We start from the raw sequence: 21,119 nt of genomic DNA on the forward strand, positions 1-21,119 counted from the left end.
GGATCACGGCACGAGCGTGAACCTCACCTCCGTCGCGTTGCCGGCCACGTCGAGCACGACGAGGGTGTTCTCCCCGGCGACGGCACCGAAGCGCCCGGCCTTCACCGCGTTCAGATCCGACCACGCGTTGTCGGTCAGGTCGGTCGTCACACCGTTCAGCACCACGCGGTCGACCTTCAGCGCGTCGTACACCTTGAACGACACCACTTTGTACGCCCGCTCCTGGCCCGCGCCCTTCGACTCGGGCTTGGCCGTGACGGTGGGCGGTGTGACGTCGAGCGTGAACCGCACGGTCGTCTCGTTGCCCGCGGCGTCCCGCACGACCAGGGTGTTCGCGCCCTCCACCGCGCCGAACACCCCGGGCTTCACACCGTTGAGGTCGGACCAGACGGCATCCGTCACGTCCTTCTCGACGCCGTTGAGCGCGAGGCCTGCGACCAGCCCCTCGTCGTGCAGCTTGAACGAGACCTTCGAGTAGACGCCGTCACGGCCCACCGTCGCCCCGGCATCCGTCTTGACCGTCACGGCCGGAGCCGTGGTGTCGGTCGCAGCCGCCGTGACCGTCAGGTCGCGCAGGCGCCCGAAGTTGTCGAACGAGCCGAAGCCCACCCGCCCCTCGGGGAACGTGGTGTCGGTCGCGGTGAGCAGCGGGGTGTCGAGTCCGTCGAGATAGACGGCCACCTCACCCGTGTCGCAGCGCACCACGCGGACGTCGTGCCACTCCTCGTCGGTGATCGCCGGCGGGGCGCCGACCGTGCCGTCCCACTGATCGTCGACCCGCACGCGGTCGGCGTTGTTCACGGTGAAGATGCCGTTGTGCGGGTAGATCGTGTTGTCCTTCGACAGGTGCACGTACGAGTACTCGGTGTCGGACTTCCACCCGAACACGATGATGACGTCGCGGTTGTTGACCGACGCCTTCTCGTCGATGCGCACCTGGGCCGAGAGGTCGAACGACCCGAGCTCGGGCCCCTCGTTCAGCACGGCGTACTCGAAGGGACGACGGATGCCGTCGTTCGGGTTCGTGCCCGCCTCGGTGAGCACGATCTGATCGCCGGGGAAGTCCCACTTCGCCGGCGTGCGCGGTGCCCAGTTCTCCTCACCCATCACGTCGGTGATCACCTGCCCGTCGGGCGTGCAGGCGGCGGGTGCCGGCGGCTCGACGGGCGGAACCGCGTAGAGCGCGTACTGCGCCGCGATCTGCTCGGCGGTCGGCACCGTGTCGAGCAGCATCACGTCGTCCATGCGGCCGTGGAACGGGTTGGCCTCGCGCGTGTTCTGCGGGAAGCTGCCGCCGATCTTGATGCCCGCGGGCGTGGTGTCGCTCGTCGCGCCCCCACCCCACGGGTTCGCCGCGGTGTACCGCCCGGCGAGTTCCTCGCCGTTCATGTACAGCTTCATCTCGCCGCCGGCGAAGTCGAAGGTGGCGGCGAGATGCACCCACTGCCCCTTCTTCAGGATCTCGTCCCACGGCAAGTCGGCCGCGAACGTCCACGACCCCGCCCCGTCGACCCGACGACCGAGGGCGACGAGCTTGAGCTCGCCGTCGACCGTGATGACCTCGAGCAGCGCGCGCACCGCATGGCCGTCGGAAGTGCCGGTGAGCACGCCCGCGAGACCGATCGCGTTGTAGACGTCGTCGGGGTTGGCGGTGCCGGAGTTCAGCGCCGGGTGATCGCCGGTGGGCTTGAACCAGCCCATCACCGAGATCTCCTCGGCACCGGCGAAGTCACCGAGCGTGTCGACGCCCGCGGCGTCGTAGACCCCGGCCTTCCAGTCGTCGTTCGAGGCCGTGGTCGGGCTCATCTGCTGCGTCTGCAGCGCCTTGCCCGCCCCCGGGTACGCCCGGTCGGCGACCCGCTGCTCGACGCCGCCGTTGATCAGCGCGATGTCGGTGCCCGAGCGCCCCTGGTCGACCTCGACCGTCGGGTCGGCGCCCGGGTGGTCGAAATCGTGGTGGGTGACGACGTTCGGCGCCAGCTCCGGCAGCACGAACGGCGACGACGGGCCCGCCTCGCGGGCACCGGTGACCTTCCAGATCTTGCCGTTCGCCTTCGAGACGAGGTACAGCTCGCCGTCGGCATCCGATCCGAAGCGCAGGTCGACGCGCGTGTCGCCCACCAGCTCCTGGAAGGTGGTCTCCTCGCCGTCCTCGAACACTCGCAGCTGCTCGATCGTGGCGAGATCGTCGATGTCGCCCGCGTTGCGGACCATCTCGTCGGCCTGCGTCGAGAGCACCCATCCGCGCACCAGATCGGTGAAGAGGTACCGGCCCTGCAGCGCCTCGATGTCACCGCGGTAGACGAAGCCGCCGTTCACGGCCACGCCCGCGTCACCGGTCTGGCCGGGGTCGCGGTTGTGGTCGTAGGCGGCGACCGGGTAGGTGAAGCCGAACTCGGCGTCGTTCTCGGGCAGCGGGAAGATCTGCCGGTTCTCGGCGAGGAACGAGCCCTCGCGCACCGACCAGCCGAAGTTGTCGCCCGGCTCGACCGCGTAGATCGACTCGACCTGCCACTCGCCGATGTGGGCGAGGTACATGGTGTGGTCGCCCTCGGGATCCCAGCTGATGCGGTGCGGGTCGCGCAGACCCACCGCGTAGATCTCGGGCAGCGCGTCCGCGTCGTCGAGGAACGGGTTGTCGGCGGGGATGCCGTACGCGCCGTTCTCGCTGTCGTCACCGGTCGGGTCGATGCGCAGCACCTTGCCCTGCGGGGTGGCGAGATCCTGCGGGTTGCCGTTGCCGACGCCGTTACCGCCGTCGCCGACGAGGATGTACAGGATGCCGTGCTCGGCGGTGCCCTCGGCGGCCGTCGGGTTGAACGCGATCTGCTGCACCGTGTGCACGCGCCCGCCGAAGGGGATGCGCATGACCTCGCGGTGCGTGCCGGAGAACGTCTCCGCCGAGGGGTCGGATGCCGTCCACTCGGTGATCACGCTGTGGAACTGCGTGTTGCCGTAGGCCGGGAAGTCCGGGGTGTCCTCGGTGAGCGCCGTGCCGCCCTCGGTGTGCACGGTGTAGAAGAGCCCGTTCTCGGCGAAGTCCGGGTGGAACTCGGCCGCGCCGAGTCCGGTGCCCAGCCCTGCGCTGTTGTGGAAGTTGTCGACGAACTCGTCACGCACGTTGAGGTACGGCACGTACTCGCCCGACGCCTTGTCGACGAGGTACAGGATCGCGTTGTTGTCGGGCACCATCAGGCGGCCCGAGTCGTCGGGTACCTCGTCGAGGTGCGTGATGCGGTTGTGCCGCACCAGACGCGGGTCCTGCGTGGCCGGGGTCGTCGTCGACTCGGGCAGCTGGGCGAGCTCGGTGACCTCGATGCCCAGGCTCGAGAGCTCGGGGTCGGGCAGCGGGTTCAGCAGCGGCTCGGCGGGCGTCTCCCCGGGAGCACAGTCGCCCTCGTTGCCGGTGGCGATCGCGAGGTTCTCGCCCGTCGTGTCGACCGCGACGTCGTCGAGCAGCAGTCGCCCGGTGCTGGTGGCGCCGTTCTTCCAGAAGAACCGGTCGAGGTCGCCGTTCACGGCCTGACGGAAGCCGAACTGCTGCTCGGTGCCCTCGGGCAGGCGGGTGATCTCGTCGTAGGCGCCGCCCTGGCTGTAGACGGCGACCTTGTCGGTGGCGTTGTCGGCGACGATCCAGACGCACTGCCAGGCGTCGCGCGACCAGACGCCCGCCGACTTGAAGGCTCCGCCGTCGCGGACGCGCAGCACGTCGTCGTTCTGGTTGTTCACGTATGCGCGGCTGTGCGTGTAGTCGTTCGGGGCGTCGACGTCGGTCAGGCCGAACGAGGTGTCGACGCTGCCCGTGCGCAGGAAGCGGAAGAACAGCGTGCCGGTCGTTCCGTCGGCGATCGCCGGGATCTCGCGGAACGCCTGCTGCCCGCCGCCGACCGACTCGACGACCTGGTTGTTGCCGTTGAGCGGATCGGCGACGACGCGGGGAGCAGCGGATGCCGTCCACCCGTCCTGCCCGTTCAGCGCCGTGCGCTCGTAGCCCTCGAAGTCGATCACCTCGGGGAACGTGGCATCGGCCGTCGCGGGGGTGGCGGCGAGCAGGGTGCCGATCATGGCCGCGGCGATGGCGGCCGCCCCGGCTCTCCGGTGGCGCCTCCCGCCCGGTGGCACGGCGTCCGTTCGCCGGTGCGCGCTCGTCGACCGTGTGTTTCGCTTCTGCATCAGAGACCTCTCAACGTCATCGTCGTGTGGTGTCGTGCCGGTGTGGTGTCGCGCTCCTCCCCGGGGCGGCACTGCAGAGGGGAGGGCGATCAGCGGTACGGAAGCGCATGCGTAAGCGCTTTCGCAACCGCTTTCGTCGAGGCTAGCGCGCAGGAGTGGGGGAGGCAAGGGTCATCTGTGCCGAGGGTGGGGACGCTTCGACAGGCTCAGCGACCCGGCTTCACGCCACTGGGTCCCTGAGCCTGTCGAAGGGCCCCGCCCCGACGCACCTACTGGGTTCCTGAGCCTGTCGAAGGGCCCGCCCCGAGGTCAGCCCAGTGAGCGGGCGAGCACTGTCCCGGCATCCCGCAGCCAGCGCGCCGGGTCCTGCATCGCGGCCTCCCCCGACCCCGCGAGCTCGGTCAGCGAGGCGTGCGCGGCGAACGCCGAGGTGTCGGCATCCGCATCGACCCGCCCGGCCACGAGAAGCGCATCGACCCCAGCGGCGCTCGCAGCCGACGCGACGTACGAGGGCACTTTGCCGGCTCCCGACTGCCCGTCGAACGCGCCCTCGCCGGTGATCACGACGGTAGGACCGACAGCGGATGCCTCGGCCAGCGCACCCGGGAGCCCCACGAGTTCGCCGACCTCGGCCGAACCGGCCACGAGTCGCGCACCCCAGGCCAGCAGGCCGAAACCGGTGCCTCCGGCCGCGCCGGCTCCCGGTGTCGCGGGACCAGCCGGCAGCAGAGCGGCGAGCCGCGCGAGCGCCGCATCGGCGCGCGCGATCGCGTCGCCCGTGAGCCCCTTCTGCGGGCCGAACACCACCGCCGCCCCGAGCGAACCCACCAGTGGATTCGTCACGTCGCTGAGCACGACAACGCCACCCGGAGGCAGAGCGCGCAGCCCGGTCAGATCGACGGACGCGAGCTCGGCGAGCCCGCGGGCACCGACCGCGATCGGCGCCCCGGACGCGTCCAGGAATCGCGCGCCCAGCGCCGTCAGCATCCCGGTCCCGCCGTCTGTCGACGCACTCGACCCGATCCCGAGCACGAGGCGCGAGACCCCGGCGTCGAGGGCGGCGGCGATCGCCTGTCCGAATCCGAGCGTGTGCGCCTCCTCCCCGATGCGCCGCTCGCCGAGCAGTTCGATGCCGCTCGTCGAGGCGAGTTCGACGACGCCCGTGCCTCCCGGGGCGTCGGGCGTCGCCGGCAACCTCAGCCACGCGGCATCCGTGGGCGCACCGTCCGGACCCGTCACCCGCACCGGCACGCGCACCGCGCCGTCGACCGCGGCGGCGAAGGCATCGACCGTGCCCTCTCCCCCGTCGGCCATCGGCCGCAGCACCACACGATCGCCGGGGCGCACCGAGCCCCACCCCGCGGCGAGCGCGGCGGCGACGTCGGCGGCCCCGATCGTGCCCTTGAAGCTGTCGGGGGCGAAGACGACGGTGTGCACGCTCACGACCCTACGCGGGCGATGCGGGGGCCGAGCGAGAAAGAGCCGGCGCGAGGAACGGCGAGACGCTGCGCCCGAACGTCTCGGCCGTGCGCCGCACGACGGCGGCCGGATCGTCGGCCCAGATGTCGGCGTGGAAGATCTCGACCTCGATGTCGCGGTCGTACCCGGTGGCGACCACGGCCTCGGTGAGGGTGCGCAGGTCGATCACGCCCTCGCCCGGATAGTGCCGGCTGAGCAGCACGTCGGCGGGCAGCGGGGTCTTCCAGTCGCACACCTGATAGGTCGCGATGCGCCCCTCGCGGCCCGCGCGAGCGATCTGAGCGAGCACGTCGGGGTCCCAGAAGATGTGGAACGTGTCGACGGCGGCGCCCACCACCTGCGCGTCGAAGTCGGCGGCGATGTCGAGCGCCAGCCCGAGCGTCGAGACCACGCATCGGTCGGTCGCGTACATCGGATGCAGCGGCTCGATCGCGAGCGTCACCCCCGCTTCTGCCGCGTAGGGCGCGAGATCGCCGATCGCGTCACGCACCCGTTCGCGCGCCCCCGCGATGTCGCGCGACCCCTCGGGCAGACCGCCGGCGACGAGCACCAGCACGGCGGTCGATCCGGCAGCACCGGCGGCGGCGAGCGCCGCGGTCTCGTCGATCGCGACGCGGTTGTCGTCGAGCGATGCGCGACGGGCGTCTCCGTCGGGCACCGTGAAGAACCCGCCGCGGCAGTGCGTCGTGAAGCGCAGTCCCGAGTCGGCGAGCATCGCCGCCGCGGTCTCGAGCCCCACGGCCTGCACGGGCTCGCGCCACAGACCGATCGCCTCGATGCCGGCGTCGCGCGTGACGTCGAGAGCGGTGCGGAGGTCGGCGTGCTTGATGGTGGCCTGGTTGATCGACAGACGGGGATCGGGCGCGGTCATGCGAGAACACCGTTCAGCTTCAGCAGCGCGTGCCAGCGGCCGGCCGCGAGGTCGGGGTTCTCCAACGCGCGCGCCTCGTTCGCGAGCTCGACGATGCGCGACAGGTGCGGCAGGCTGCGCGCGGAGTGCAGGCCGCCGACCATCTGGAACGCGGGCTGGTGCCCGTTCAACCACGACACGAACGCGACGCCCGTCTTGTAGTAGAACGTCGGCGCCGCGAAGATCTGCCGGCTCAGCGCCTCGGTCGGGCCGAGGATCTCGAGGTAGCGGCCGGGGTCGCCGGCGTCCAGCGCCTGGATCGCCGCCGAGGCCGACGTCGTCAGCGCCGCGAAGGCTCCGAGCAGCGCGTCGGAGTGCCGACGCGGCTCGGCCGCCTCGCTCACGGGCTGCGCGGCATCCGGCACGTCCGCTCCGCCGATGAGGCCGACGTAGTTGAAGTCGTCGCCGGTGAACATGCGCACGCCGTCCGGCAGGCGGTCGCGCACGGCGACCTCGGATGCCGCGTCGAGCAGGCTCATCTTGACACCCGACACCTTGTCGGGATTCTCGCCGATGATCTCGATCAGCACATCGGATGCCGCGCGCCAGTCGTCCGACCCGAAATACCCCTGCAGCACGGGGTCGAAGGCGGTGCCGAGCCAGTGCAGCACGACCGGGGTCGTCGCCGCCCCCAGCACCTCGCGGTACACCCGACGGTAGTCGTCGGCCGACCGGGCGGCGCGGGCCAGGTGGCGCGACGCCATGATCACGGGGCCGGCACCCTGCTCCTCGGCGAAGTGCAGCTGCGTCTTGTAGGCGTCGATCACGGCATCCACCGTGATCTGCTCGTCGTCGACGTGGTCGGTGTTGACCCCGACGACGACCGCGCCGCCCTCCTCGCGGGCGACCGCGGCCGAGCGCGAGATCAGCTCGCGGGTGGCCGCGGCATCCAGTCCCATGTTGCGCTGGGCGGTGTCCATCGCGTCGGCCACGCCCAACCCCCACGCGTAGGCGTGGCGGCGGAAGGCGAGCGTCGCATCCCAGTCGATCTCGGCGGGACGCCCCGGGGTGTTGTCTCCCGCGACCTTCGGCACGACGTGCGCCGCGGCGTAGGCCACGCGGCTCCGCAACGGGCCGTCGGGGCGGGTGTAGGCGGGCGCCTCGGACAGCTCGACCTGCGAGGTCGAGCCGTCCGGGGCGAGCAGGGTGAGCGCGCCCATGGTCGTCACCCCTCGGTGAGCGGGGTCAGCTCGATCTTGCGCCCCTCGCGCGACGACGCGAGTCCGGCCTCGGCCAGCTGCACGCCGCGGGCACCCGCGAGCAGGTCGAACGCGTAGTCGGTACCGAGAACGTACGACTCCAGGAACTCCTCCCACTGCTGCCGGAAGCCGTTCTGGAAGACCTCGTTCGTCGGCACGCCGGCCCAGTCGGCCGCGTAGTCGTGGTCGTCGGCGAGGTCGGGGTTCCACACCGGCTTCGGGGTGGCGTTGCGGTGCTGGATCTTGGCGCCGAAGAGCCCGACGACCGCCGAGCCGAGCGTGCCGTCGACGTGGAACTCGACGAGCTCGTCGCGGTTGACGCGCACGGTCCACGAGGAGTTGATCTGCGCGATCGCCCCGCCCTCGAGCTCGAAGATGCCGTACGCCGCGTCCTCCGCGGTGGCGATGTAGCGCTCGCCGTGCTCGTCCCAGCGGTCGGGGATGTGCACGGCCGCCTGCGCGTAGACGCTCTCGACCGTGCCGAACAGGTTCTCGAGCACGTAGTTCCAGTGCGGGAACATGTCGACGATGATGCCGCCGCCGTCCTCGGTGCGGTAGTTCCAGCTCGGGCGCTGCGCGGGCTGCCAGTCGCCCTCGAAGACCCAGTAGCCGAACTCGCCGCGCACCGAGAGGATGCGCCCGAAGAAGCCCGAGTCGATCAGTCGCTTGAGCTTCTGCAGACCGGGGAGGTAGAGCTTGTCGTGCACGACACCGGTCTTGACGCCGGCCTCGCGGGCGAGGCGGGCGAGTTCGAGCGACTCCTCGAGCGACTCGGCGGTCGGCTTCTCGGTGTAGATCGTCTTGCCGGCCGCGATCGCCTTGCGCAGCGCCGTGGCCCGCGCCTTCGTCACGAGGAAGTCGGCGTAGATCTCCCACTGCGGATCGGCGAGCGCCGCATCGAGATCCGTCGTGTAGTCGGCGATGCCGTGGCGCTCCGCGAGCTCGGCGAGCTTCGTCTCGCTGCGGCCGACGAGGAGCGGCCGCACCGTCACCCTCGTGCCGTCGGAGAGTTCGATGCCGCCCTCGTCGCGGATCGCGAGGATCGAGCGCACGAGGTGCTGGCGGTAGCCCATGCGTCCCGAGACGCCGTTCATGATGATGCCGATCTCGCGCGTCTTCGCGGGAGCGGATGCGGGAGCCTCGGGAGAGGCGGTGGTGGTGAGTGACATCTCGTTCCGTTCTTCCGTCAGGGTGCTGTTCATGCGAGTCAGTTGCCGGCCGCGGCGGGCTTGCCGCCGAGGTAGAGCGCGGCGAGGGTGGGGTCGGCGAGCAGTTCGGATGCCGGGCCCGAGATGTGCACGCGACCGAGGTCGAGCACGCAGCCGATGTCGGCGGTCTCGAGCGCTCGTCGCGCGTTCTGCTCGACGAGCAGCACCGCGGTTCCGGCATCGCGCATGCGCACGATCTGCTCGAACACCTTCTCGGTGGTCTTGGGGTCGAGGCCCATCGACGGCTCGTCGAGGAGCACGACCTTGGGGCTCACCATGAGCGACCGCGCGAACTCGACCTGCTTCTGCTGGCCGCCCGAGAGGAGCCCGGCGAGCTGCTTCCACCGCTCCCCCACGATGGGGAAGAGGTTCTGCACGAACTCCACGCGCTCCTGGATCACCTTCTGGTCCTTGAGGGTGAAGGCGCCGAGCATCACGTTCTCGCCGACCGTCATCTCGCGGAAGACGCTGTGGCCCTGCAGCACGTGGGCGAGGCCGTGGCGCAGCATCGACTGCGGGCCCTCGCCGGTGATGTCGCGGCCGTCGACCTCGATCTTGCCTGAGCGCGGCTTGAGCATGCCGCTCGCGACCTTCAGCACGGTCGACTTGCCGGCGCCGTTCGGCCCCACGAGGCAGACCACCGATCCCGGCGGCACCTCGACGGTGAGACCGCGGAGCACGAGCGCCGCCCGGCCGTACCCGGCCTCGATGTCGCGCAGCTCGAGCAGGTTCTTCGCTTCAGACTCCAAGGTAGGCCTCCAGGACTCGCGGGTCTTGCTGGATGATCTCGGGGGTGCCCGCGGCGATCGGACGCCCGCGGTCGAACACGATCACGTGGTCGCACAGGCTCATGACCATCTCCATGTTGTGCTCGACGATGATGAAGGTCTTGCCCTCCTCGTTGAGCTCGCGCACGAGGGTCGCGATACGCCCGATGAGGGCGGGGTTCACGCCACCGGCGGGCTCGTCGAGCATGATCGTGTCGGGCTCGCCCATGAGCACTCCCGCCAGCTCCAGAAGCTTCTGCTGGCCGTAGCTGAGGTTGCGGGCCTCGGCGTGCTCGAGGTGATCGATGCCGACGCGACGCAGCCAGCCGCGGGCCCGCTCCAGCTCCTCCGGATCGTGCGCCGAGCGCAGCTGCTGGCGGATGCTCGTGCTGCGCACCGCGACCAGCAGGTTCTCCATCACCGTCATGCGCGGGAACACCCGGCACAGCTGGAAACTGCGGCCGATGCCCGCACGGGCGATGCGGTCGGGCGACTTGCGGGTGATCGCCTGCCCCCGGTACCGCACCTCGCCGGAGTCCGGCTTGATCATGCCGGTCACGCAGTTGAAGAAGGTCGTCTTGCCCGAGCCGTTCGGCCCGATCAGGCCGTTGACCTTGCCCTCCTGGAAGGTGACCGTGGCGGCGTCGACCGCGGTCACGCCGCCGAACCTCTTGGTCATCGAGGCCGTGCTGAGGCTGTCGAGCGTGGTGGTGGCGGCGTTCATGCTGACGTCTCCTTCGCCGCGGCATCCGCTGTTCGCTTCTCGTTCTGCTCGAGGAGCTCGCCGGCGGTCACCTCGCGGATCGAGGCCTGGTCGGATTTGCGGGTGACGAGGTTGCGCACCGCGGGGATGACGCCGTCGGGCATGAAGAGCACGACGATGCCGAGCAGGATGCCGGTGGCGATGAGGTGGAACTGCGTGTCACCGAACTCGAGCTTGAAGTACTCGAGGGCGACACCCACGACGACGGCTCCGAGGAGCGGGCCGAAGAGGTTGCGCACCCCGCCGAGCAGCGCCATGAGCACCATGTACGAACCGATGAGGATCGAGAACTGGAAGATCGGGTCGAGGTCGCCGAACCACAGGGCGTAGAGCCCGCCGCCCAGCGACACGAACAGCGCCGAGAGGATGTAGGCGATGAGCTTGTAGCGGGTGGTCGGCACGCCCAGCGACTGCGCCTTGTCCTCGTCCTCGCGGATGGACTTGAGCGCGGTGCCGAACTTCGACCGGTCGATGATCCACCACACCAGCAGCGCGAACGCGAGCAGGGCGACGAACAGGTAGAAGAACACGCGGTGGTGCTCGGGGCGCAGCATGCCGGGGAACGGACGGGGGACGTTGAGTCCCTCGGAGCCGCCGGTCACCTCGCGCCAGCTCTGGAAGACCAGCAGCATGATGAGCACGAAGGCGATCGAGACGATCACGAACGACGCTCCGCGCACCCGGAGGGCGGCGATGCCGATCGGGATCGCGATGACCGCGACGAGCAGAGCGGCGAGGATCCAGGCGACGAAGCCCGGCAGCGCCAGGTACTTGATCAGGAGCGCGGTGCCGTAGGCCCCGAGCCCGAAGTACGCGGCGTGCCCCAGGGAGATGTACCCCGTGAACCCGCCCATGAAGTTCCACCCCGTCGACAGCACGGCGTAGTTGAGGATGACGACGCCCGCCGACAGGATGTACGGGTTCGGGGCGATGGTCGGGAACGAGAGGATGAGCGCCGCGCCGATGACGAGAGCGGCGAGCTTGATCCACGTCGTCGAACGACGACGGGTGGGAGCGGGCGGAGCGATGACGACCGTCTCGGTCGCGATCGGTTCGCGGCTAGAAACGCTGGGCAAGACGACCTCCGAAGAATCCTTGCGGGCGGAACATCAGCGTGGCGAACAGGGCGACGTAGAAGATCGTCTGCGCCCACGTGGGTCCGAGGGGGAGCTGCAGCAGGCTCTGCGCGACTCCGAGGACGAGCGCCGCGATGGCCGCGCCCGGGATGCTGCCGAGACCGCCGACGACGATGATCGCCATGAGCGGTCCGATCCAGTGCCAGTGCAGCGACGGGTAGATCGTGGCGTCGAGCGAGAGCGCGGTGCCGCCGATCGCGGCGGTCGCGAGGCCGAGGCCGAAGCCGTAGCCCGCGACGCGGTCGGTGTTGATGCCGACCAGCCGCGCCGCCTCCGGGTGCTGGATCGTGGCGCGCAGCGCCTGCCCGAACCGCGTGTACTTCAGCAGCACGAAGAGGCCGGCGAGCGCCACGGCCGCGAGACCGAACGCGATGAGCTTGACGACCGGCACCTGGGCGCCGAAGAAGTCGAGGCTCGCGCTGGCGTACGGCAGCGGGATGCGCCGCTGGGTGCCCGAGAAGAAGAACCCGAGCGCCCCCTCGATGATCAGCGCCACCGCGAAGGTGAGCAGCACCGACATCATGGTGAGCGTCAGCGGCTTGAGTCGGGACACCAGCAGACGCTGCATCACGACGCCGGTCACGAAGAACAGCGGCACGGTGACGACCAGCGAGATGAGCGGGTCGAGCCCGGTCTCGCGGTTGAACCACCAGGCGAGGTACGCGGCGAGGATGAGGAACGCGGAGTGCGCGATCATCACGACGCGCATGATGCCGAAGTAGAGGGTGAGGCCTGCGGCCAGGAGGGCGTAGAGCCCTCCCAGCAGCACGCCGAGGATCAGGCTTTGAAGTAGCAGTGCTCCACTCACGATGTGCGGATCACCACGTCGGCTTCGGGAAGAGGAAGTCGGTCTCCTTGACGTCCTCGGGGAGGACGATGCGGATCTCGCCGCCGACCCACTGCTGGATGAGGTGGGCGCCGGTGGGCTTGCCCGTCTCGTCCCAGCTCAGGGGTCCGACCACGGTCTCCACCTCGTTGTCACGGAGCCAGTCGATGAGCTGCTGCTGGCACTCGCCCTGTTCGGCGCAACCGACGGCCTCGACGGCCGCGGCCACGACCTGGCCGGTCGTGTAGGCATTCGCCTCGTCCTCGGCCGGCGGGTTGCCGTGCATCTCGGTGTACTTCTCGACGAACTCGATGTTGCTGGGGAACTGCGAGTCGGGCGAGTAGCCGGTGGGAGCGAGGATGCCCTCGGTCGCCCCGCCGATCGCCGCGGCGAACTCGGGGTTGGTCGGGGCGGTCGAGAACGCGGCGAGCTCGGGCTGGTAGTTCAGCTGCTGCAGCGCGATGATCAGGTTGACCGCGTCCTGGTACTGCGTGCCGCCGATCACGATGTCGGCATCCGACTGCGCGATCTTCGCCGCGATCGTCGAGAAGTCGGTCGTGTTGGGCGGGTAGACCTCGTCGACGAGGATCTCGACGCCGGCCTCTTCGAGCTTGTCGCGAAGACCGTAGGCGGTGCCCTGCGCGAAGGGGTCGTCCATCGCGGCGACGGCCGCGGTCTCGGGACGCTGGTCCTCAGGGAGGGCGAGCAGGTAGTCGGCGAGGTTGTTGTAGTGGTCGTTCGCGATCGCGGGGGCGGCGTAGAAGAGGTTGTCGAAGCCCTGCTCGAACACCTCGGCCGCGGCTCCCGCCGGCTCGACGAAGAGCATGCCGTACTCCTGCGCGACACGCGCCGAGGGCACGACCAGGCGGGTCGAGAACGGGCCGAAGACCAGGTCGACGCCGTCCTGGGCGATGAGCGACTCGTAGTCCGAGACGACGCGGTCGGCGTTGGACTGGTCGTCGAGGATCTTCAGCTCGACCTGGCGACCGAGCAGTCCGCCGTTCTCGTTGATGATGTCTCGCCAGGCCTCGTAGCCCCGCTCGACGCCCTTGCCCGGCTCCGAGAAGTCGCCGGTGAGCGGCAGCGAGATGCCGATGACGATGGGGTCGTCCGATCCACCCCCTTCCGCCTGGTCACCGGTTCCGGAACAGGCCGAAACCGTGAGGGCGGCGATCGTCAACGATCCGATCGCTGCGGCAATCCGTCGACCTTGGCGGCGTGCAGTCATGCGGGTGTCTCCTACGTCATCGTAAGCGAAAGCGCTTTCGTAAGCGCTTCCGCCACTATACTTGCGTGGAAGAACGAGAGCAACCCACAGCGCGATCAGCGTCGATTTTGCTCCAGGGGGAGGTTTTCGTGAAGCGTACAGGTACGCCGCGACTCGTGGACGTCGCCGAGGCGGCCGGGGTCTCCCTGGCGAGCGCCTCCCGCGCCATGAGCGGAGGGTCGGGCATCTCACCCGAGGTCGCCGCCCACGTGCGACGCGTCGCGCAGGAGCTCGGCTACGAACCGAACCTGCACGCCCGCGGGCTGGCGGGCGGGCTCGTGCCGACCATCGGTCTGCTGGTGCACGAGATCGGCGACCCCTACTTCTCCGAGATCGCCAGCGGCGTCATCCGCAGCGCCACCCTCGAGAACCGCTCCGTGCAGATCGCCCAGGCCGACCGCACCCCCGAGAGCGAGCTCGCCCAGGTGCAGGCACTGCTGCGGCAGAGAGTGGGGTCGATCATCATCGCGGGCTCCGGGTACGCCGACCCCGAGCACGAGCAGAAGATGACCGCCGCGCTCGCCGAGTTCGCGCTCGCCGGGGGCCGCGCCGCCGTCATCGGCCGCCACTACCTGCCGATCGACGCCGTGCTGCCCGACAACCATCGAGCCGGCGTCTCGGTCGGCGCGCACCTCGCCGCGCTCGGGCACCGCCGCATCGGCGTCGTCGCCGGCCCGCTCGAGCTCAACACCGTCGCCGATCGCATCGCCGGACTCCGCGAGGGCATCGCGGATGCCGAGGTCGAACTCACCGTGGTGTCGAAGGAGTTCACGCGCGAGGGCGGTATCGCCGGCGCCCGCGAGCTCGTCGACGGCGAGTTCCGGGGCCGCGACCTCACCGCGATCGTCGGCCTCAACGACGCCATGGCCATCGGCATCCTGAGCGAACTGCGCCAACAGGGCATCCGCGTTCCCGACGATCTGTCGGTCGTCGGCTTCGACGACATCGCGGTCGCCGCCGACGTCGCCCCCGCGCTCACCACCGCCCGCATCCCGATGTTCGAGATGGGGCAGCACGCCGTCGCGCTGATCCTGCGCCCCGCGAGCGACGAGGCCCGCACCGTCGGCACCTCGCACGAGCTGATCGTGCGCGCGTCGACGGCGCCGCCGCGCGGCTGACGCCCCTCGCCGAGGGCCGCGGAACTCAGCCGTGCGGCCAGCGCGGCACGACCAGCGGGCTCCCCGACTCGGGATCGGCGATCACCCGCGCGTCGAGCCCGAACACGTCGGCCACCAGCGCCTCGGTGATCACCTCACCGGGGGCGCCGGTCGCGACCACTTCGCCGTCCTTCATCGCGATCACGTGATCGGCGTAGCGCGCGGCCTGGTTGAGGTCGTGCAGCACGGCGACGAGCGTGTGCCCCTGCGTGCGGTTGAGGGTGCGGCACAGTTCGAGCAGCTCGATCTGATGACTGACGTCGAGATAGGTCGTCGGCTCGTCGAGCAGCAGGATCGGCGTCTGCTGCGCGAGCGCCACCGCCATCCACACGCGCTGCCGCTGCCCACCCGAGAGCTCGTCGACCATCCGACCCGACAGCTGACGGATGCCGGTGGCGTCCATCGCCTCGGCGACGGCGGCCTCGTCCTCGGGCGACCACGGCGCGAACAGGCGCTGATGCGGGTACCGCCCCCGCGTGACCAGATCGACGACGCGGATGCCGTCCGGCGCCACCGGCCCCTGCGGGAGGAGACCGACCTCGCGCGCCACGTGCTTGGTGGGCAGATCGTGCAGGCTCTTGCCGTCGAGCAGCACGCGCCCCCGAGTCGGGGGCAGGAGCCGGGTCAGGCTCTTGAGCAGCGTCGACTTGCCGCAGGCGTTCGGCCCCACGATCACGGTGAATGCGCCGTCGGGGATCTCGACGGACACATCGGCGCACACGAGCTTGTCGGCGTAGCCGAGCGCGGCCCCGTCGACCATCAGTCGGGTCATCTCTTCTTTCCCTCTCGCAGGAGAAGCCACAGGAAGTACAGTCCGCCGATCGACACCGTGACGATGCCGACGGGCAGCGGGGAATCGGGATGGATGCGCTGCGCCACGACATCGGCGAGGAGCAGCAGCAGCGCCCCCACGGCGGCGGTCGGGCCGAGCGCGAGGCCGTCGGAGCGCACCACCCGGCGCGCGATCTGCGGGGCCGCGAGCGCGATGAACGAGATCGGTCCGACGGTCGCCGTGGCGAGGGCGGTGAGTCCGACGCCGATCACGATCGCCGCCACCTGCACCGCGCGCACGTTCTGGCCGAGGGCGGTGGCGAACGGCATCCCGATCTGCATCAATCGCATCGGTCTGCTCAACGCCATCGCGGCGATCAGGAAGACCGCCGATCCGCCGAACGCCCCCAGGAACGTCGCCCACGAGACGCCCGACAGGTTGCCGGCACCCCACAGGCTCGCCATGATCGCGTCTTCGACGGTCGCCGTCAGCAGGATCCACACGTTCACCGAGGCGAGCATCGCGCTGACCGCGATCCCCACGATGATGAGCCGCACCCCGCGCACCGCTCCGCGCTTCGACGAGAGCAGGAACACGAGGAACGCGGTCGCCACACCCCCGGCGAGCGCCCCGGCCATGGTCTCGACCGAGCCGCCGCCGAGCAGCAGCATCACGACGATCGCGCCGGTGTACGACCCGGTCTGGAATCCGATCACGTCCGGCGAGCCCAGCGGGTTGCCGGTGAGGTTCTGGAAGATCGCGCCGCTCATCGCCAGGCACGCGCCGAGCAGCACCGCCATGAGGATGCGCGGCGCGCGCCACTCGAGCACGACCATCGAGGTGTAGGCGTCGCCCTGGCCGACGAGCGCCGCGAGCGCCTCGATCGGGGTGATCTGCGCGGAGCCCGAGAACACGGCGAAGACGGCGAGCAGCACGATCGCGATCCAGAGTCCTGCGCAGATGCGGGCCGAGCGCGCGTCGACGAGCAGGAACGGGCGGGAGCGCGGACCGATGCGGTGCACGCGTCGGCCGAAGTCGAGATCGGTCATCGCCTCACACCTCCGAGACGCGGAAGCGCCGCACCATGTAGATGAGCACGGGCGCTCCGATGAACGCGGTCACGACACCCACCGGCACCTCACCCGCGGTGATGACGCGGCCGAGCACATCGGCGAACCCCATGACGGTCGGCGCGATGAGCACCGAGTACGCGAGGATCCACCCCTGGTGCGGGCCGACGATCATGCGCGCGAGATGCGGGGCGAGCAGCCCGAGGAAGCCGATGGGCCCGGCCGCGGCCGTCGCGCCGCCCGCGAGCAGGGCGATCGCGACGAGCACGACGAGACGGATGCGGTTCGGATGCGCACCCATCGCCACGGCGGATGCCTCGCCCAGCGACAGCACGTCGAGGGAGCGCGAGCTGAGCAGGGCGATGACGAGGCCCACGGCGATGAACGGCACGATCGCGAGCGTCGCCTCGAGCGGCTGCGAGGCCGTGGTGCCCGCCGACCACCCGCGCATCTTCTCGAGGATCTCGGAGTGCGTCAGCAGCACGGCCGACGAGAACCCCATGAGCACCGCGCCGAGCGCGACGCCCGACAGGGTCATGCGCACGGGGTTGCCGCGGGCGGTGCCGGTGTTGCCGATCACGAAGACGAGTACCGAGGTGATCATCGCCCCCGCGAACGACCACCACATGTACTGCGAGATGTCGGTCGTGCCGAAGAACGCGAGCCCCACGACGACGGCGAGCGACGCCCCCGCGTTCACACCCAGGATGCCGGGGTCGGTCATGGGGTTGCGGGTGACGGCCTGCATGAGCGCCCCGGCGACGCCGAGCGCGGCACCGGCGACGAGGATGAGCACGGTGCGCGGAACGCGCGAGAACCAGACGGTCTGCGAGATCGCGTCGGCGGGGTCGGGATGCAGGAGGGCCTGGATCACCTCGGCCGGCGGAACGGCACGAGAGCCGACGAGCATGCTGGCGGCGAGGGCTGCGACGCAGAGGATCGCGAGCGGTACGAGCCCGACCCAGCGCCGCCCGGCGGAGGAGCGGGTGGCGGAGACGGGCGAGGAGCGGGGCGAGGGCGGGCGCGGGTCCGCCCCGGACACGAGGGTGTTCGGGGCGGGCCCGGATGCCGCGGGCTGCGGGTTCATCCGACGGTCAGGAGACCTTCGTCGACGACGAGACGAGGTCGGCGACGTCGTTCAGCCAGGCCGCGTACGTCGTGGCCGTCATGGCGCCCTTCGAGCTCCAGGCGCCGAGCTGGTCGGCCTGCACGGCGGGCAGCGCGTCCCACAGGTCGGCGGTGAAGGAGAAGTCGTCGCCGTAGCCCTCGATGAGCAGGATGTCGGCCGGGTAGGTCGAGGCATCCTCCCAGGCGACCTGCCCCCACGGGTTGCCGGTCTCGGGGGCGTCGGCGCCGACGATGGTCGCGCCGAGCTCTTCGAGCAGCTCGGCCTGGGCGAAGCCGACGCCGGTGTACAGCATCTCCTTCGCGGGGCTGGTGAGCATGATGTTCAGTCCGCTGCCGGTGATCGCCGCGCTGAAGGCCTCCTTGGCGTCTTCCAGGTCGGCGTCGGACTGCACGATGGCGTCGGAGGTGACGTCGGCACCGAAGAACGCGGCGATCGTGCGGGTGTCGGCGATGCGACCGTCGATCGTCTCGCTGCCCGGCAGCGGCACGAACGGGGCGACGCGGGTGATCTGCGCGTTCACGTCCTCGTCGAACCACTGCCAACCGTCGGCGGTGCCCTGGCCGATGATCGCGTCGGGGCGCAGCTCGGCGAGCTTCTCGACGTCGATCTCGCCGTCGGTGCCGATCTTGGGGATGTCGGAGATGTCGGCATCGCCCATCACGAAGGGGTTGTCGCACTCGTAGCCGAAGAGGGCGACGGGCTCGATGCCGTACTCGTGCAGCGAGCTGTAGGCGTAGCAGTCCATCACGATGCTCTCGGGCTGCGCGGCGAAGTCTATCGACAGACCCTCGAGCGAGGGGTGTTCGAGCGTGACGCCCTCCCCCGATTCCGGTTGTTCCGCGGTGTCTCCGGTCGAGGCGCAGGAGGCGAGGAGCAGGGCGGAGGCGGCGACGAGGGCAGCGAGAGAGGACCGGCGGAGCACGGCGAAGACCAATCTGTCGGTGGAAGGGGAGCCCTTCGACCGTAACAAGAATTTAGTTAGGGTAGGTAATCCTAACTAGAGTCTCGGGCGTGTCCCCTGCCCAGCGCCGAGCGAGTTACAGGTGACGGTATAGACCCTCGTCCTTCGTCACCAGCACGGAGAAGTCCACGACGAGCTGGGCGATCTGTCCAGCGGAATCGAGGCCCCAGTACACGGGGTAGGAACCGTCTCCCCACCCCGAGTCACAGGCGAACCCGACGTTCTGACCGGCGAGCGGGAACTGAAGGACCTTCGGACGAATGGCGTCGTCCAGTGCACCGTACGCCGCGTTCTTCTCACGTGGCGTCATAGCGGAGTATGCGGCGAAGTCGGCGATGCAGATGCACCCGTGATCGACGCCGACGGTATCGCTCTCCTGGCCCGCACGATTGGCGAGCTTCCAGGTGACGGGCGCGCTCTCGCTGAACCTGACCCGCACGGCGGCGTTGCGACCGAACGCCGTGACCCGATCGATCGGGTACGTTCCCGGGCTGACCGAGTGAGCGAGAGGGCGAGCAACGTCGTTGTCCCACCCGAAGTCCGACACCGAGAGAACACCACTGCTGGTGGTGAGGTGTCCGACGTGTGTGACCTCTGTCCACGAGGCCTCTCCTCCATCCGGATCGCGAACCTCGCGGTCCGTGAAATTCCGGATCTGGTCCAGAAGCACTTCGTCCTCCGGCAACCCTCGGAACGGCGCATCAGCTGCGCGCTGACGCTCGTGCTCAGCGATGGTCGCGGCATCCACGAAGGGCAGCGCAGGGTCGCTGTAGTGCTCGACGATGTCGAAGATCGTGAAGTCGCCGTCGTGCGCGTGCACGACGTACTCGTGAAGCTTCTCGAGCACTGTGCCCGCATTCCCATAGAGCACACGGGTCGTGTCGCCGTCGACCTCGGAGCGCACGTAGTCCTCGTCCGTCGAGGCGTACTCGGGCTCCCCGCCGAAGCTCCCGCCGAGTTCCCGCGGAGAGGATTCCATGAAATGCCGACGCTTCACCGGTTCGAGCATCTCCGCCCACTGGGGAAAGAAGACGTCGAACACCTTGTCGGCTTGGTCCGCGCGATCATGCAGTGGTCCCGCAGCTCGCCACTGGGCCTGATAGTCGGCGAGGAACCACTTCACGCGTTCTTCGGCACTGGCCGCCGCAGCCGACCTCTTGTTCCTCTTCCACGGTGTCCACATCGCACGATTCTCCACCAGGGGCGTCTGAGGTCAGCACGGCTCGCCGCCGCGAATTCGTTCCTCACCCCCGCGATGGGCGGCGTTCTCGGCGTCGGGCGGATGCGTGCGCGAGAAAAGTCCGCCCGACACGGAGTTCTCCGCCCATCGCGGAGGCAGCGGGGAGGCGGCGCGGAGGCGAGCAGCTCCGCCTCAGGCGTCGATCACGAGCGTCGGCGACAGCGCCCGCGAGACGCACGGGTACATCGTCATCGACGCGTCGTCACCGGTGAGCGAGTCGCGATGCTCGGGGATGCCGTCGAGCACGGTCACCGCGCAGGAGCCGCAGATGCCGCGCAGGCATGAGCCCTCGACGGGCACGCCCGCACTCTGCAGCGCGCCGAGCATCGAACGCTCGGCGGGCACCTCGACCGTGACGTCGCTGCCCGCGCAGACCACGGTGAACGCCTCGTTCGGCCGGAACTCGCGCGGCTTCGGCTCGAAGCGCTCCACGTGCAGACTCGCACCGCCGGGCAGGGCACTCGCGAGGTCGTCGAGCGCGTCGACGAAGCGCTGCGGCCCGCAGGCGTAGACCGCGGTGCCGGGCGCGAGGCCGGCGTAGAGCTCGGCCAGATCCAGCCGCCCGGCCTCGGTGCCGACATGGATCGTGACGCGATCGCCGAGGGCAGCGAGATCGTCCGCGAACGCGACGTCCTCGCGCCGACGCACCAGATACGTCATCCGCCAGTCGGCATCCTCGGCGGCCAGGTGCCGCGCCATCGCCAGGATCGGCGTGATGCCGATGCCCGCCGCGAGCAGGTGGTACGCCGGGGCATCCGACAGCGTGAAGAGATTGCGGGGCGGGCGCACCCACACCCGGCTCCCCACCCGCAGGAACGAGTGGATGTAGTGCGAGCCCCCGCGCGAGAACTCCTCGCGCAGCACGGCGATCCGATAGCCGTGCGCATCGGCGGGGTCGCCGCACAGCGAGTACTGGCGCTCGTGTCGCGTGATGAGCTGCACGTCGACGTGCGCCCCCGGCTGCCACGGCGGCAGCGCGGTGCCGTCGGGCGCGGCCAGGCGGATGCTGACGATCGAGGGCGTCTCACGGACGATCTCGCTCACGACGAGGGGGAGCATCCC

Annotated in this window: 17 protein-coding genes; 1 reads left to right on the top strand and 16 read right to left on the bottom strand. The window is 70.0% G+C overall.

Features of this window, described 5'->3' with window-relative positions:
- Positions 1 to 3 precede the first annotated feature (3 nt).
- The 10 genes from ACTJKK_RS08020 to ACTJKK_RS08065 form a co-directional block, all read right to left on the bottom strand.
- Positions 4 to 4,065 (bottom strand): PQQ-dependent sugar dehydrogenase, encoded by a 4,062-nt coding sequence (locus ACTJKK_RS08020; RefSeq protein WP_440747587.1) that lies wholly within the window; start codon positions 4,063 to 4,065, stop codon positions 4 to 6.
- 417 nt (positions 4,066 to 4,482) lie between these two features.
- Positions 4,483 to 5,610, bottom strand: coding sequence for a glycerate kinase (locus ACTJKK_RS08025; RefSeq protein ID WP_440747588.1), 1,128 nt, complete (start codon positions 5,608 to 5,610; stop codon positions 4,483 to 4,485).
- Positions 5,611 to 5,620: 10 nt separating this feature from the next.
- The gene (locus ACTJKK_RS08030; RefSeq protein ID WP_247633915.1) at positions 5,621 to 6,523 is read right to left on the bottom strand and encodes a sugar phosphate isomerase/epimerase family protein; all 903 of its coding nucleotides are present in this window, start codon (positions 6,521 to 6,523) and stop codon (positions 5,621 to 5,623) included.
- A complete protein-coding gene (locus ACTJKK_RS08035) occupies positions 6,520 to 7,722 on the bottom strand; it encodes a dihydrodipicolinate synthase family protein (protein WP_440747589.1) in 1,203 nt (400 codons plus the stop codon). The genes ACTJKK_RS08030 and ACTJKK_RS08035 overlap by 4 nt, the downstream gene beginning before the upstream one ends.
- A 5-nt stretch (positions 7,723 to 7,727) precedes the next feature.
- Positions 7,728 to 8,930: a Gfo/Idh/MocA family protein gene (locus ACTJKK_RS08040; protein ID WP_247633913.1), complete on the bottom strand. Its 1,203-nt coding sequence runs from the start codon at positions 8,928 to 8,930 to the stop codon at positions 7,728 to 7,730.
- A 38-nt stretch (positions 8,931 to 8,968) separates the two neighbouring features.
- Positions 8,969 to 9,718 (bottom strand): ABC transporter ATP-binding protein, encoded by a 750-nt coding sequence (locus ACTJKK_RS08045; protein ID WP_247633912.1) that lies wholly within the window; start codon positions 9,716 to 9,718, stop codon positions 8,969 to 8,971.
- Positions 9,708 to 10,460, bottom strand: coding sequence for an ABC transporter ATP-binding protein (locus ACTJKK_RS08050; protein ID WP_247633911.1), 753 nt, complete (start codon positions 10,458 to 10,460; stop codon positions 9,708 to 9,710). The genes ACTJKK_RS08045 and ACTJKK_RS08050 overlap by 11 nt, the downstream gene beginning before the upstream one ends.
- Positions 10,457 to 11,575, bottom strand: a complete 1,119-nt coding sequence (locus tag ACTJKK_RS08055; RefSeq protein WP_247633910.1) for a branched-chain amino acid ABC transporter permease — start codon at positions 11,573 to 11,575, stop codon at positions 10,457 to 10,459. The genes ACTJKK_RS08050 and ACTJKK_RS08055 overlap by 4 nt, the downstream gene beginning before the upstream one ends.
- Positions 11,559 to 12,443: a branched-chain amino acid ABC transporter permease gene (locus ACTJKK_RS08060; RefSeq protein WP_247624609.1), complete on the bottom strand. Its 885-nt coding sequence runs from the start codon at positions 12,441 to 12,443 to the stop codon at positions 11,559 to 11,561. Before ACTJKK_RS08060 ends, ACTJKK_RS08055 begins: the two co-directional genes overlap by 17 nt.
- A 10-nt stretch (positions 12,444 to 12,453) precedes the next feature.
- Positions 12,454 to 13,689 (bottom strand): amino acid ABC transporter substrate-binding protein, encoded by a 1,236-nt coding sequence (locus tag ACTJKK_RS08065; protein WP_247633909.1) that lies wholly within the window; start codon positions 13,687 to 13,689, stop codon positions 12,454 to 12,456.
- Between the two features lie 128 nt (positions 13,690 to 13,817).
- Here ACTJKK_RS08065 and ACTJKK_RS08070 point away from each other — a divergent pair, with 128 nt between their 5' ends.
- Positions 13,818 to 14,846: a LacI family DNA-binding transcriptional regulator gene (locus ACTJKK_RS08070; RefSeq protein WP_440747590.1), complete on the top strand. Its 1,029-nt coding sequence runs from the start codon at positions 13,818 to 13,820 to the stop codon at positions 14,844 to 14,846.
- 25 nt (positions 14,847 to 14,871) lie between these two features.
- Here ACTJKK_RS08070 and ACTJKK_RS08075 read toward each other — a convergent pair whose 3' ends face one another.
- From ACTJKK_RS08075 to ACTJKK_RS08100, 6 genes are all read right to left on the bottom strand, one after another.
- Positions 14,872 to 15,657: an ABC transporter ATP-binding protein gene (locus tag ACTJKK_RS08075; RefSeq protein ID WP_440747591.1), complete on the bottom strand. Its 786-nt coding sequence runs from the start codon at positions 15,655 to 15,657 to the stop codon at positions 14,872 to 14,874.
- Entirely contained in the window at positions 15,654 to 16,706 is a 1,053-nt protein-coding gene (locus tag ACTJKK_RS08080; protein WP_404597383.1) for a FecCD family ABC transporter permease, read from the bottom strand. Before ACTJKK_RS08080 ends, ACTJKK_RS08075 begins: the two co-directional genes overlap by 4 nt.
- A gap of 4 nt (positions 16,707 to 16,710) precedes the next feature.
- Positions 16,711 to 17,814: an iron chelate uptake ABC transporter family permease subunit gene (locus ACTJKK_RS08085; protein WP_440747592.1), complete on the bottom strand. Its 1,104-nt coding sequence runs from the start codon at positions 17,812 to 17,814 to the stop codon at positions 16,711 to 16,713.
- A gap of 7 nt (positions 17,815 to 17,821) precedes the next feature.
- Complete coding sequence (locus tag ACTJKK_RS08090) at positions 17,822 to 18,778, bottom strand: ABC transporter substrate-binding protein (protein WP_336641806.1); 957 nt, start codon at positions 18,776 to 18,778, stop codon at positions 17,822 to 17,824.
- A gap of 115 nt (positions 18,779 to 18,893) precedes the next feature.
- The gene (locus ACTJKK_RS08095; RefSeq protein WP_440747593.1) at positions 18,894 to 20,000 is read right to left on the bottom strand and encodes a DUF4241 domain-containing protein; all 1,107 of its coding nucleotides are present in this window, start codon (positions 19,998 to 20,000) and stop codon (positions 18,894 to 18,896) included.
- 189 nt (positions 20,001 to 20,189) lie between these two features.
- On the bottom strand, positions 20,190 to 21,116 hold the full coding sequence (locus ACTJKK_RS08100; RefSeq protein ID WP_440747594.1) for a PDR/VanB family oxidoreductase: 927 nt from the start codon (positions 21,114 to 21,116) through the stop codon (positions 20,190 to 20,192).
- Positions 21,117 to 21,119 lie beyond the last annotated feature (3 nt).

Source organism: Microbacterium sp. 22179 (assembly GCF_052045715.1).
GTDB lineage: Bacteria > Actinomycetota > Actinomycetes > Actinomycetales > Microbacteriaceae > Microbacterium > Microbacterium galbinum.